We start from the raw sequence: 13202 nt of genomic DNA, 5'->3' as shown, positions 1-13202 counted from the left end.
TCTTTTGATTTGTAAGGATCTTTCTATTGTGCTTTATGAAACTTCTGTTTTCTAGGAAAAGTTTGTCTCTTCTAATTAATCCACTTCCAATTCTCCATTTCCAAAATTAAGCATTATTTTTGAGATTGGTGCTTTGTTTGATTATCATAATAGTATTAGCTAAAAAGAATATCCTAATGTTACGGTAAAAGGGTGTTTGAAAAGAAAGGATGAACTTTACGCTTTGGATATATATGAAACTTTTATACAAAATGATCGTCAGAGAAAATTACTTGAGCTTGCGGGTTCATTAGCTGACCAGTTTGAAAAACGCGCGGAGGCCTATGATAGAGAAGGCAAGTTTCCGTTTGAAAACTTCGCTGATCTAAAGAAGGCAGGATATGTGACACTGACGGTTCCTAAAGAATATGGCGGGGAAGAGATAAGTTTATATGAGTTTGTTATGATTCAAGAACGGTTGGCACAAGGAGATGCAGGCACGACACTTTCTATTGGCTGGCATCTTGGAGGATTAATGGAGCTTTCTGGTAGTCGTCCATGGGAAGAAGAGAAATTTAAGTTGCTTTGTGAAAAGGTCATGACAGAAAAGGCATTAATTAATCGTGCTGCCTCTGAACCGGCAACGGGGAGTCCGACAAGAGGAGGGATGCCCGAGACGCAAGCGATGCTTCAGGGGGATAAATGGGTCCTAAATGGCAGAAAGAACTTTACTTCCATGGCTAAGGTTCTTGATTATTCTCTTGTATCAGCAAGAATTGGTGAATCAGATGAAAAAGGATTTTTCTTTGTGGATCATAATCAACAAGGTGTAACAATAGAAGATACTTGGGATACCATTTCCATGCAAGGAACAGGAAGTGATGATCTTGTTCTTACAGATGTTGTTTTAGAGCAAGATGCTTTGGTGGAAAGAGATCGGGATAAACGAAGAAAGACGGAGCCTAGCGCATGGCTTCTGCATATTCCTGCTTGTTATTTAGGGGTTGCTGTTGCAGCGAGAAACTACGCTGTTCAATTTGCGAAAAACTACGCACCTAATAGCCTTCCTGGACCAATAAAAGATGTCCCTGAAGTGCAAAGGAAAATAGGGGTAATAGAACTTGAATTATTCAAAGCGCGACAAATACTATTCTCTATTGCCGATAAGTGGGATAAACAACCAGAAAAACGTTCTTTAATGGCTGCTGAACTTTCTTCGGTTAAGCATATTGTAACGAACAGTGCTTTTCATGTCGTAGATACTGCAATGAGAATTGTCGGTGCAAGAAGCCTTTTCCGTTCGAATCCGATGCAACGTTACTATCGTGACGTTCGAGCGGGTCTTCATAATCCACCAATGGATGATATTGTCATTAATGCGCTAGCAAAAAATGCACTTGATTGATGAGAATTTAATCTTTATTGAAAGGCTATTTTCATAAAGTTTGTTGTTTGTGAGAAATGGACTGTTCCTTTCCTCTCTAATCCATTTGACTCTATGTTTTTAAAAGCAACAATCTTTTAGAAAACAGCCGATAAAAAGAAACACATCCTTGCGAAAAAAAGGATGTGTTTCTTTTTATATAGTAGTAACGGGCAGTATCCCTCCACTGATTGAGACTTCACTTTATCTAACCATTTTTAATGGTGATTTTTCATCTACTGTTGGTGGGAACGAGACTTTTCCAATACTTTCTCACGCTGCATTTCAAGAGAATGAATTTGGTTTAATTCCTCTAAAAGATCATGAATAGAGAGAAGCTCATAAAGCAGTACTGTCTCACAAGTAAAATGATGTCGAACATTTGAGAATTTCTGTTTATTAAGTTCTTGGGGGTCGTCCCAAAACTCTTCTAGCAGTTTTTTCATTAATACATAATGATGATCTTCCATGTTAAAAGAAGGGTGATGAAGTATGCCCCGCATCGATTGAGCTGCAGTTAGAATATTTTTCTCTTCTACTTCTGTAAAAGAGTAATCCTGGGCAGGGAGATAAATTAAGTTTCCAATATGAAAAAGTAGTTGTCTTAACGTATTTAACTTTTTGTATTCATAATGAAAATTTCGAACATCTTTTCGGGAAGATCGATGGAATTTCCATTCTTCCTTTTGGTATTCACATAATGTATCTGTTTTTTCCAATTCTCTTTGAATATCTTTAAAAATCATTTTTGTTTCTTTGTGCAAGGATTTGTTTTGTAATATCTCTATTCCTCTTCTATGCAATACATTTCCGGTTTTTACAAATAAACTATTAATGTTTTTAGCTATTCTCGTTGAATAATTGGGAGGAAGCACGAAAATATTGACCACCGAAGATATTGTCAGTCCTAATGTTGTTGTTCCTAATCGGACAAAAAAATCTGTAATGTAATTTTCTTGAATGGTAGAAATCATGGCGACCCCTGTTAATGTTGCTACTAATGTGCCGGCAGTTAGGTGTAATTTGTAGCAAGTGATGATTGTCGCTAATGCAACCAGCGTGTACGTAATAGGACGATCACCAAGGAAGTGAGCGATAAAAGCCGCATAAAGAGCACCGATGGCAGAAGCGGGAAAGCGGATATACGCTTTTTTTATCGAATCTGTTGCAGTAGGTTCAATCGTCACGATAGCAGTGATAACGGCAAACATGGCCGGCCAATCCAATAGATCACAAACAAGGGCTGTTAAGAAAACGGCAATCCCTGTTTTAACGACCCTTCCTCCCACGAAACGAAAGTGTTTAAACAATTGCACTATATAGACCCTCTTTTTAAAATTGGTTTATCTTGTTATTATAAATGAGACTGCGATGATAAGAAAGGAGTCCTAAAAATCAGCTATTTTCTATTGTATCCCATCTTTTTTAATACCTCAATTAGCAGATCTGGTCGGTCTGTAATTATTCCATCTGCTCCTTTTTCTATTAACTCCTTCATTGTTTTTCTGTCATTAATGGTCCAATAGTGAATCCGTAAGCCTTGGCGATGGGCATTCTCTATAACTCTTTTTGTGGATAGATCATACCCATCTATTTTTAGAGGAAGTTGGAACCCATCTGCTTTAGGTGTATACAAGTTTCTTAAAAATAATGAGTGAAGAACCATGAATTTTTCCACTTCTTTTGTACCACCTTGGACGGCTATTTCATCGTGAGAGTATTTTTTAAACGAGTTAATAATCTTTTGATCAAATGAAAAGACGAGCACATTTTCCTCCATGTTGTACGCTTTAATGAGGGAGTATAATTTAGTTACTATCTCTTTTATCCTTTCTGGAGGGTTATCGTATTTTATTTCTATGTTAAATTTCATATTAGGAAACGAACGAAAGACTTCTTCTAATGTAGGGATATAAACGCCTTTTCCTCTAAAACGGTGTTCTCCATTTCTATCTCTATAATAATAGCCGGCATCTAATTTTTGTAGTTCTTCTAACGTGTATTCCGCGACTTCTCCTTGGCCATCCGTAGTATTGTTTACAGTAGGATCATGAATGGTAACTAAATGTCCATCCTTTGTTATATGAATGTCTGTTTCAATAACATCAACATCCATTTCCACTGCATTTTCGAAAGCTGCCATTGTATTAGCAGGTGCTAATGACTCTCCACCTCTGTGTGCAATCACAAGTGGACCATCCTTTTTATTTTCAAAAAATGGTTTTTCCTCTATGCCTTTTGTTGGCATCCAATAACCTAGCCATGCAAAGGAAATAATGACTAGTAATGCAAGCCCGACATTACTAATGGACCGAATGAGTTTTTTTTCTTGTTTAAAAAAAGGGAGTAAATTCATTTCAAAAACCTTCCTTGTAAAACAACTCTTTAGATACAGCCTGTTCTTAAATTTATTAGTGGAGGAAGGGTTTTATGCTAATAATTCTCATTAAGTTTATTACGCTGTAGAGAAAAATAATTACTTTTAAAAGAAAAATATTGTTGCTTCTTAAAGTAAAATATATTACTCTTTAAAGTAAGGGAGGGGTTAATATGAATGATGATTTACTGTTGAATGTTTCATTATTACGGCGTAGAGTTCCTAACTTGACTTCTGCTGCCAAGTCAGTTGGTTTAAGACCTGCCACGGTTTCTAATTTATGTACAGGGAAAATTTCAGTCGGTAAGGCGGAAGTAAAAACGATTGTAGCACTAGCCAACTTAGCAAACTGCACCATAGATGACCTTATTATTCAAGGGAGTGGTTTGAAAATGCTGGAAACAGGAATTAAAGTGATTGATTTGTTTGCCCCCATTGTAAAAGGAGGAGTAACAGGTTTTGTTGCCCGTGCGCAAATGGGGCAACTCGTTGTACTTTCTGAACTAGTGCATAGGTTAAAACAAAAACAGTATACGACGATACTTCTGACACCTAAAGATAATACTGCTAATCTTGATGATGTAGATCAAACTGTTGATAATAGCTGTCATACTATTGATGACACTGTTGCATCTGTTTCTCTTGTTGAGGACAAAAATAATATTCTATTAGCAGTAGATCGTTCTTTTGTTCTTACAGGTGAACTGTATCAGCTTCGGGAAAAATTAGAAAGTGAAGGCTTTCCTGATATTACAACAGTATTGTTTGATCCGACTGGTGAGGTAGTGGATGAAGAGGATTCTTATGGACTGTTAGATACAGTATGTTATTTCGATATGGATCTAATTGCTAGACGCATATATCCTGCAATTCATCCCGTGTTCTCCACTTCCGTACTACAAGAAGATGCTTTATTAGAAAATAATCATCTGACGATTCAGCGTAAAGCAAGGAAGCTTTTGCGCCGTTACCGAGAAGTAAGAGTTCTCGCAAATACAATCGGGATGGAGAACATTTCCGAAGCGGATACAGCATTATATAAAAGAGGGGAACTTCTAGAAGCATTCTGTAGTCAACCGTTTTTTGTAGCAGAGCCATTTACAAAAAAAGTTGGAGAGTATGTAGCATTAAAAGACACCATTAGCGGGGCGGAGAAAATTTTAGAAGGGAAACTAGATGACACTGACCCTTCTGAGCTATTATGTAAAGGGAAAATTAATTAAGGAGTTCAACTACCCAATTATTTGATAGAATTATACTCAAAGAAACGTAATAATTATGTTGAAGGTTGCTGTGATGGGGTTGCGGCAGCCTATTTTAGTACGTGGAATTAGGATGAATTTTAGGAGAGAGTGTTTAATACAGGAAATTGACCAAGAACGGAGGAGGAACTGAAAGAAGTGGGAAGTCAATCTAAATAAAGACAAATGGGTCAACCTGCATCTAGTCACTATTAAGTAAAGCAGTATATAAGTGAACTCCTATTGCATCTCTGTTCTTAAAAGAAATCTTTATTTAAAATAACAATAGAAAAGTATTATTCACTAGGGGTGTTCAATATAGTAAATTCCATTATTCTTTTTATACTAGCAGGACTAGCGGAAATTGGAGGAGGGTACTTGATTTGGCTTTGGTTACGAGAGGGACAGCCTTATTGGTATGGAATTATAGGTGCGATTATTCTTGTTTTATATGGAATCATTCCAACGTTGCAAAAGTTTCCTGACTTTGGAAGGGTGTATGCTGCTTATGGAGGAGTATTTATCATTTTGGCAATTTTCTGGGGATGGGGAATTGATAAGAAAGCCCCTGATTTATATGATTGGCTAGGAGCAGCTATATGTTTAATAGGTGTTTCCGTTATTCTTTGGGGACCAAGGCAGTAGTTAATTTGAAAAAGGTAAAGGAATTGCATTGCATAATGGAGAATAGACATGTAGAGGATGCTGGGATGGAAAGGTTTCAAGCAACTTAAGCGGGGGCATGTAATCACTTTTTAGTGATTGCGTTCTTAAGCCTCTTGAAATGAGAAAGTGAGGGACTACTTTGGTAAAACTAAAAAAAATGACAGAGGGCGACTTTCAATCGTTTTTTCAATACTCTATAGAAAGTTATGCAAAGGAAAAAGCAGCATCGGGTAATTGGGGAGAAGAAGAAGCACTTGAAAACTCGAAGAAAGAATTTCAAAAATTGCTCCCAAATGGAAAAGACAGTGAAAATAATGAGTTATTTATTATAGTAGAAGATGGTACGGAAGAAAAAGTGGGACATATATGGTATGCAGCAAAGCTCCATGGTTCTCAGAAAGAAGCATTTATTTATGACCTTTTAGTTTATAAGGAACACAGACGCAAAGGCTATGCGGAAAAGGCTATTAAAGCATTAGAAGAAATCGTAAAAGAAAAGCAAATACCTAAACTATCCCTACATGTATTTGCTCATAATAAAGGTGCATTATCGCTTTACGACAAAATAGGATTTGAACCGACCAATGTTATTATGTCAAAGCAGTTACTTTCAGTTGAGTAAAATGTCTATAGAAGGTTTCTATAATAGGAAGTCTACCATAGAAACCTTTTAGACAAAGCAAGACTGAGGGAGAATAGAAAACTTAATTAAACGTCCATCTATCATAAATTTTTTCCATAATGGGGTAAAAGAAATGAATAACAAAGCCTAGTGTGCAAGCAACGAGGAATGTTCCAACACCAACAGCTCCCTGAAAAATGACAGCCAAAGTAACAGCAATTGCTTCGGTTAATAACCTAGCATTGTTAAGATTTAAACCGAATCTTTTATGTAGTGCAACCATGAAGGTATCCATAGGACTTGAAGGGAGGCGTGCTTGCAAATAAATAGAAATTCCTACTCCCAGCATAATAATTCCTATCATCGTGAAAGAGAATTGTTCTAATAAACCTGATGGAGATATATTTATGAAGCCATAACTAATCCAAAAATTGACGAGCATCCCAATTAAAAAAATGGAAAGTGCTGCAAAAAAGTCAATTCTTTCACTAAGTAAAATAGAGTTTACAATAATTAATAAACAGCCATTAATAAAAATACACATCCCAATGGAAAGATGAAATAGTTGTGATTCCCCAATTGCTAAAGCATCCCAAGGAGCAGCGCCCAAATTTCCTTTAACAATCAATGAAATCCCAGCAGTTAAAAGAAGTAAACCAAATGAAAAAAATGCCAACTTCACCCGCATCATTATTCCCCACCTATTTTCATATAGCTTGTCTTTTAAAGATTATGATAGGCGATAACCGATTAGAAGTAATTTTAAAGAGCTTAAACGAGAGATTATAAAAAAAGACCGCTGAGCATGTCAGCAGTCCGTTGGTTCTTATTAATTAAAAGCTGGATCTTGAAGTATACGATCAAACTCTTCTAAATGATGCGTTTCGTCTGCAATCATATCTTCAATCTTAACGACTAATTCCGTATAACCTAATTCAGATGCTTGTTCCTTTCGAGCAGTATATCGTTTAATCGTTTCCGCTTCTGCTTTACGACCTTCTTCAAGCATTTCTTTCACATTACTTGTTTGTTTGACAGCAGCAGGAGTTGTAGTAGGTTCCCCACCTAATGTTTTAATTTTTTCCGCTAAATATAAAGCATGTCCTTGTTCATCGGGGATTTCTTCCTCGAAGAAAGGTTTAAGTACTTGACGGTATAAGCCAGTTACAACAGCTGCATAGTTTGTGTACATAATTGCGGCAGCATATTCATTTGCTAAATCTTCATTTAACCCATCAATTAATTCTTTTAATTTCGTATCCATAATAAAAAACCACCTTTTTTTAAATTTGTCTTTAGTTAATAAATACCCCATCAACACTAAAATAAACAGGAATTTTAAAAATAAATTTACTATAAAACGGGAATCCTATATCTTGTAGTGTTCTGCTAACAATGTACTAATAGTGAGCAGCAACCAATGGACCCGTTTTTTTCGGGAAAATAAGAGGAGGTTTTCTACTATGTCCAAACAAGGAAAAAAAGATAGGGATCAAACTTCTAAACAACTTGCGAAGCAAAAAGGAAAGAATGATGTGGAGTTTGGCGAGGATGTACAAATAGGAAATGCAAAATCTCAAAGTCAGAAAAAAAGCGGGAAGCAAGTAAATAAAAAATAACTCTTTTAATTAGAAAGAAAAGAGTGCATATCTACTGAAAGAAATGAAAATGCTATAGGTATAATTTGAAAGTGGAAACATTGCCACTAGAACTAGTCGAAGGAGTTGTCATAAATGGGTAAAAGAATAGGTGTAGAAGAATCTTTAACAAATGTTGTTCAAGCATTACGGGAAAAAGGACATGATGTTGTAGAGCTTAAACAGGAAGCAGACGCTCAAGGGTGTGATTGCTGTGTCGTTACAGGCCTTGATTCCAACGTAATGGGAATGCAAGATGTATCAATTCAAGGTTCCGTCATTGAAGCAAATGGACTAAATGCTGATGAAGTTTGTCAGCAAGTGGAAAGTAAACTTTTATAATGAAAAGCTCGGTCATCAAGGAATTCCTTGATGACCGAGCTTTTTTATCATATAGGGCTTTAACTCATTAGGGTAATTTCCTTTTCTTGTAAATGATCCTCTAGCAATTCAGGTGCTGTAAGATAAAGTAACCCATTGCCTTCTAGTGTTTTTGCATTCCCAAGTGGGATGGTTCTTTTAATGAGTTGTGCGTATAACTCTGCTTCGGAAAGTTGGCGATCAAAAGCGTGTTGACCAAATTGTTTGATAAGTGCTAATGCACCGGAAGTATGGGGTGTTGCCATTGAGGTACCACTTAATTTTGCATATTTTTGACCTGGATAAGTAGAAAGGATATTTTCACCAGGTGCAACCAAATCGACTTCATTATTTGAATTGGTAAAGTATGAAGAGTTTCGTTTTAGGTCAATGGCTCCTACCGAAATGACCTCATTGTAACAAGCAGGATAAGACAACTCATCTGTTGAGTCGTTCGAATCCCCCTCATTTCCTGCAGCACAGACAACAGATATCCCCTTAGATACCGCTTTTTTTATTGCTTCATAAAGAGGTTTATGGTCTTGAGGCCCCCCTAAGGACATAGAAATGATATCGACTTTTTGATCAATAGCATACTGTATGCCGTTCACAATCCATTCATAAGCACCGCTTCCATTTTGCCCACCTAACACTTTGACAATTAAAAGGTCTGCCTCAGGTGCTACTCCAGTTACCCCAACGTTATTTTTACTAGCTGCTATTGTTCCAGCGACATGTGTACCATGGCCGTTTTTATCTGTCACAATAGCTGGATCTCCATTATCATCATCTGTAAAGTTGCGTTTTCCTATCACTCGTCCTTGTAAATCTGGATGTTCTAAATCGCAACCAGTGTCGAGTACGGCTATCGTAATTCCTTTCCCTTTAAATCCCTTTTCCCACAAGGAAGAAGCTTGGACCATCTCAACACCTTTAGGGACTTCATTAGAATCGAGTAAAATTTCCTCCGTTTGATATGGAATTAAACGAATTTCACTTACCATAAAGAACCCTCCTTAATTAATTTGAATCTTCAGAAAATATATCATATTAATAATAGACTTGCTAGAGACGTAAGTAATAGGTAGATAAAATCAATAGGGAAAAAACGTATAGATAATAGAAATGAGTACGTTAATAGTGGGGAACAAATAGTTGCGTAGGGATAATTAGCTGATGATCTCTCTCCAATAAAGCATACATCACCGTTGAGAACTAAGTTATTAAATCAACATACAGCACAAACCTTTCATGCCTTAACGCACTGAGGGACGGACCTTTAAATAAAAGAGGCTGGGACAAATGTGCTCTAGGTGAATAAAAAAACGAACTAATTCTTTCATTTGAAGGCGAATTAGTTCGTTTTTTTTATAAGTCTTCATAAAACTTGTTGTTCTTTTTAACTTGTTCTAGCTGTTGATTGGAGTGCAAGACGAAGACTCCTGCGGGAAAAGCGGAACAGGTGAGACCCCGCAAGAGCGCAGCGCATGTCTAGCTCCAGCGGCTAACTCGCTATGAAAAAGATGAAATACCCTAAAGGCAAAAAGCGCCTTTTGGGTATTTCCCTATTTTCTTCGCGAGCAAAACGAGCCGCTTCCGCTTTTCTCGGAGGCTCACCGACCGCCCGCGGAAAGCGAAGTCTTGACACGGAAATCAACAGCGGTGTGTAACAGTGATTACTAAACAATTTAACCTGACATTGTTCGTCTTTAGGGGATAGTACTTTAGTTATGTCCCAGCCTCTTTTTATTATGTATTAATGAGAGATTTAAAGCGTAAATTTTAGTATTTCTTACTAAGTATTTGTTTGGATTTAATTAGTTCATAATAAAGGCCAGTCGTAGTTTGAATGAGTAGGAAAACAGTGAATGAATAGGAAAGAACATAGCCATTTTGAAAATGAATAATATCTAATAATGTTAATAGCCAATTAGCTCCTAAACCAACAAGGCTCCATCCAATTACATACCATATAAATGTTTTTTTATTAATATGAAGTGTTTCATAAAAATATATAAAGAAATAACTAGAAGGAGTAAATAAAACATAATAGAAAAAATCGAATAATTCGTAGTGTTGTGAGTCATTCACTTTATAAAAATCCATTTGTCCTCCGCCTATTGTAAAGTCAAACAACATTCCGCTCGCTAATCCCCATAACAAACTTAAGAGTGCGATACTGCGAGGTAATCTCTTTGGGAGAATCCACAATGCAGAAAAAGATATAATAATCATAATTAAAATACCAATTTCGTTTTTATCGAAGTTTTCAAATAACATTATAAGTAATTCACCTCACGTTCACCTATTTTATGAATGAATTTATAAGAGTAAAAAGCTATAAGCTGGAGTAGTGCAAAATAGATAACATCAAAGCCGTGATTCCATTTTGAGTAATGTAAAATATCAAAATAAGAAGACAATCCTCTAAGTAAAACGAGTGTACTTAAGGAAACAACTGTAACTAAAAATGTCTGAACCCTCGTATTAAAGCGTTGGAGCATATTTAATTGAACAACTAGTATCATTGGTGTAATTACACTACGGATAAGTAAAAAAACTGCGTATTTTACGGAATCCTCTGATACGTTAATGAGTTTTAACTCTTCATCTACAATCCATGATGCATTAATACTTATAGCGAGTATCACCATATATACAAATGTATTTTCTACAATTGATAACTCTTTTTTCATAACAACAAAGGTCGCGGAAATAAGAAATGCTACTAAAAAAAAGATGGAAAAACCCATAATTACCCTCCTTAATGTTTCTCTATTATTTGTTTTTTGATAAGGAAATATGCTAACCATCATTGGATAGTCCGCTGCAAAATTAAGAATATCTTGTTTTTCTCTTAAAAATATTTCCACCCCTATCGACTTGCTTTCAAACCCTATATAATATAGAAAGAATAATTATGAAAAGAAAAGGTGTTAACATATGAGTCTCTTATCTGTAAAAAATCTAAGTCATGGCTTTGGCGACAGAGCTATTTTTAATGATGTATCCTTCCGTTTATTAAAGGGAGAACATATTGGTTTAATTGGTGCGAATGGTGAAGGAAAATCAACGTTCATGAATATCATTACTGGAAAACTGGAACCTGACGAAGGAAAAGTTGAGTGGTCTAAGCGTGTGCGAGTCGGTTACCTTGATCAGCATGCAGCCTTAAAGCAAGGAATGTCCGTCCGTGATGTATTAAAAACAGCATTTCAATATTTATTCGACATGGAAGCTGAAATGAATGAGCTATTCGGAAAAATGGGAGACGCTTCTCCAGAAGAATTGGAACAACTATTAGAAGAAACAGGGACATTACAGGATGCCCTGACAAATAATGATTTTTACATTATTGATGCAAAAGTAGAGGAAGTTGCCCGCGGCTTAGGATTAGACGATATTGGTCTCGACCGTGATGTTCATGACCTAAGTGGTGGCCAGCGTACAAAAGTACTGCTTGCCAAACTTTTATTAGAAAAGCCAGATATCCTTTTACTTGATGAGCCGACAAACTATTTAGATGAACAGCACATCGAATGGTTGAAAAGGTATTTACAAAATTATGAGAATGCATTTATCTTGATTTCCCATGATATTCCGTTTTTGAATAGTGTCATCAACCTTATTTATCATATGGAAAACCAAGAACTTAACCGTTACACAGGTGATTATGAAGAGTTCCAAAAGATTTATGAAATGAAAAAACAGCAGCTAGAAGCAGCATATAAAAAACAACAGCAAGAAATCTCCGAACTGAAAGATTTTGTTGCTCGTAATAAAGCAAGAGTTTCTACTAGAAACATGGCAATGTCCCGTCAAAAGAAACTCGATAAAATGGATGTTATCGAATTAGCTGCAGAAAAACCAAAACCAGAATTTCGGTTTAGAGAAGCGAGAACAGCTGGTAAAGTCATCTTCGAAACAAAGGACCTTGTAATAGGGTATGATGAACCACTTTCAAGGCCGCTGAACTTGCGAATGGAAAGAGGACAAAAAATCGCTCTTACAGGAGCAAATGGTATTGGAAAAACAACTTTGCTTCGAAGCATATTAGGTGAAATCAAGCCAATTTCAGGAACAGTGGAGCAGGGGGATTATCTTCACATCGGTTACTTTGAACAAGAAATGAAAACGTCGAGCCAAAACACCTGTATCGAAGAGGTGTGGGATGAATTCCCGTCCTTCACACAATATGAAATACGTGCAGCACTGGCTAAATGCGGTCTAATGACGAAACATATCGAAAGCAAAGTTTCTGTATTAAGTGGTGGAGAAAAAGCAAAAGTTCGTCTTTGCAAGCTAATCAACCGTGATACAAACCTGCTTGTACTCGATGAGCCGACAAACCACTTAGATGTTGATGCAAAGGAAGAACTAAAGCGTGCCCTTAAAGAATTTAAAGGTAGTATCCTTCTCATATCCCATGAACCTGAATTCTATCAAGAAGTAGCAACAGATATATGGAATTGTGAATCGTGGACAACGAAAGTATTTTAATAGGAAAAAGAGTAGCCCTATTAGCCTTTGTAAGGGGCTGCTCTTTTTGTTTCTTAGGAAACTAAAATATGCGTATACAAGGTTTTTTAATAGATAATTGTAATAAGAGAAGGTAGAATAAATGAACTGGTTTAGTTTAAATAATTAATTATATAAATTTTTATCGTTATATAAGTTGACTTCTGCGAATAAGGGTGATATATTTATATACGTCGCCGATACGAGCGAAGAAAATAGTTAGTTAAATAAATTATTTTCATGCAGAGGTTGACAACAGAAAAACAAAATGTTAAGATGATTTAGTCGCTTTGAAAAGTGGCAGAAACATTGAACTTTGAAAACTGAACAAAGCAAAACGTCAACGTTAATTCAAGTTTTATTTTAAAAGAGCTAATCA

Annotated in this window: 14 protein-coding genes; 7 read left to right on the top strand and 7 right to left on the bottom strand. The window is 36.1% G+C overall.

The window, feature by feature from the left end; all coding sequences use genetic code 11:
* The first annotated feature begins 223 nt into the window (after nucleotides 1–223).
* A complete protein-coding gene (locus ACFSUL_RS19680; RefSeq protein WP_377937833.1) occupies nucleotides 224–1384 on the top strand; it encodes an acyl-CoA dehydrogenase family protein in 1161 nt (386 codons plus the stop codon).
* A 254-nt stretch (nucleotides 1385–1638) separates the two neighbouring features.
* Here the strand turns inward: ACFSUL_RS19680 and ACFSUL_RS19675 are convergent, their stop codons facing one another.
* Together ACFSUL_RS19675 and ACFSUL_RS19670 are read right to left on the bottom strand one after the other, a co-directional pair.
* A complete protein-coding gene (locus ACFSUL_RS19675; protein WP_377937831.1) occupies nucleotides 1639–2718 on the bottom strand; it encodes an FUSC family protein in 1080 nt (359 codons plus the stop codon).
* 83 nt (nucleotides 2719–2801) lie between these two features.
* Entirely contained in the window at nucleotides 2802–3758 is a 957-nt protein-coding gene (locus tag ACFSUL_RS19670; protein WP_377937829.1) for a glycerophosphodiester phosphodiesterase, read from the bottom strand.
* 194 nt (nucleotides 3759–3952) lie between these two features.
* Here ACFSUL_RS19670 and ACFSUL_RS19665 point away from each other — a divergent pair, with 194 nt between their 5' ends.
* The 3 genes from ACFSUL_RS19665 to ACFSUL_RS19655 all read left to right on the top strand — a co-directional run bounded on the left by ACFSUL_RS19665 (nucleotide 3953) and on the right by ACFSUL_RS19655 (nucleotide 6308).
* Nucleotides 3953–5002 carry an ATP synthase beta subunit C-terminal domain-containing protein gene (locus ACFSUL_RS19665; protein ID WP_377937827.1) on the top strand — a complete coding sequence of 350 codons (1050 nt, stop codon included), beginning with the start codon at nucleotides 3953–3955 and terminating at the stop codon, nucleotides 5000–5002.
* A gap of 336 nt (nucleotides 5003–5338) precedes the next feature.
* The gene (locus tag ACFSUL_RS19660; protein WP_071414266.1) at nucleotides 5339–5665 is read left to right on the top strand and encodes a YnfA family protein; all 327 of its coding nucleotides are present in this window, start codon (nucleotides 5339–5341) and stop codon (nucleotides 5663–5665) included.
* A 160-nt stretch (nucleotides 5666–5825) separates the two neighbouring features.
* Nucleotides 5826–6308 (top strand): GNAT family N-acetyltransferase, encoded by a 483-nt coding sequence (locus ACFSUL_RS19655; protein ID WP_377937825.1) that lies wholly within the window; start codon nucleotides 5826–5828, stop codon nucleotides 6306–6308.
* 82 nt (nucleotides 6309–6390) lie between these two features.
* Here ACFSUL_RS19655 and ACFSUL_RS19650 read toward each other — a convergent pair whose 3' ends face one another.
* Nucleotides 6391–6999, bottom strand: coding sequence for a YczE/YyaS/YitT family protein (locus ACFSUL_RS19650; RefSeq protein WP_377937823.1), 609 nt, complete (start codon nucleotides 6997–6999; stop codon nucleotides 6391–6393).
* Between the two features lie 138 nt (nucleotides 7000–7137).
* A complete protein-coding gene (locus ACFSUL_RS19645; protein WP_071414264.1) occupies nucleotides 7138–7572 on the bottom strand; it encodes a ferritin-like domain-containing protein in 435 nt (144 codons plus the stop codon).
* A gap of 199 nt (nucleotides 7573–7771) precedes the next feature.
* On the opposite strand from ACFSUL_RS19645, the gene ACFSUL_RS19640 reads away from it, so the two are divergent.
* Together ACFSUL_RS19640 and ACFSUL_RS19635 are read left to right on the top strand one after the other, a co-directional pair.
* Complete coding sequence (locus ACFSUL_RS19640; RefSeq protein WP_377937821.1) at nucleotides 7772–7927, top strand: hypothetical protein; 156 nt, start codon at nucleotides 7772–7774, stop codon at nucleotides 7925–7927.
* Between the two features lie 114 nt (nucleotides 7928–8041).
* Entirely contained in the window at nucleotides 8042–8287 is a 246-nt protein-coding gene (locus ACFSUL_RS19635; RefSeq protein ID WP_071414263.1) for a YkuS family protein, read from the top strand.
* Between the two features lie 59 nt (nucleotides 8288–8346).
* On the opposite strand, the gene ACFSUL_RS19630 is transcribed toward ACFSUL_RS19635, so the two are convergent.
* From ACFSUL_RS19630 to ACFSUL_RS19620, 3 genes are all read right to left on the bottom strand, one after another.
* Nucleotides 8347–9309, bottom strand: a complete 963-nt coding sequence (locus ACFSUL_RS19630; protein ID WP_377937818.1) for a S8 family peptidase — start codon at nucleotides 9307–9309, stop codon at nucleotides 8347–8349.
* A gap of 778 nt (nucleotides 9310–10087) precedes the next feature.
* Nucleotides 10088–10585 (bottom strand): hypothetical protein, encoded by a 498-nt coding sequence (locus ACFSUL_RS19625; protein WP_377937816.1) that lies wholly within the window; start codon nucleotides 10583–10585, stop codon nucleotides 10088–10090.
* Entirely contained in the window at nucleotides 10585–11058 is a 474-nt protein-coding gene (locus ACFSUL_RS19620; protein ID WP_377937814.1) for a hypothetical protein, read from the bottom strand. Before ACFSUL_RS19620 ends, ACFSUL_RS19625 begins: the two co-directional genes overlap by 1 nt.
* A 190-nt stretch (nucleotides 11059–11248) precedes the next feature.
* Between ACFSUL_RS19620 and ACFSUL_RS19615 the strand changes: the two genes are divergently transcribed.
* Complete coding sequence (locus ACFSUL_RS19615) at nucleotides 11249–12805, top strand: ABC-F family ATP-binding cassette domain-containing protein (RefSeq protein ID WP_377937812.1); 1557 nt, start codon at nucleotides 11249–11251, stop codon at nucleotides 12803–12805.
* The last annotated feature ends 397 nt before the right edge of the window (nucleotides 12806–13202 follow it).

This window comes from Bacillus seohaeanensis (assembly GCF_042684945.1).
GTDB classification, from domain to species: domain Bacteria; phylum Bacillota; class Bacilli; order Bacillales; family Bacillaceae_B; genus Rossellomorea; species Rossellomorea seohaeanensis.
This window is presented reverse-complemented; position numbering and strand designations above follow the sequence as displayed.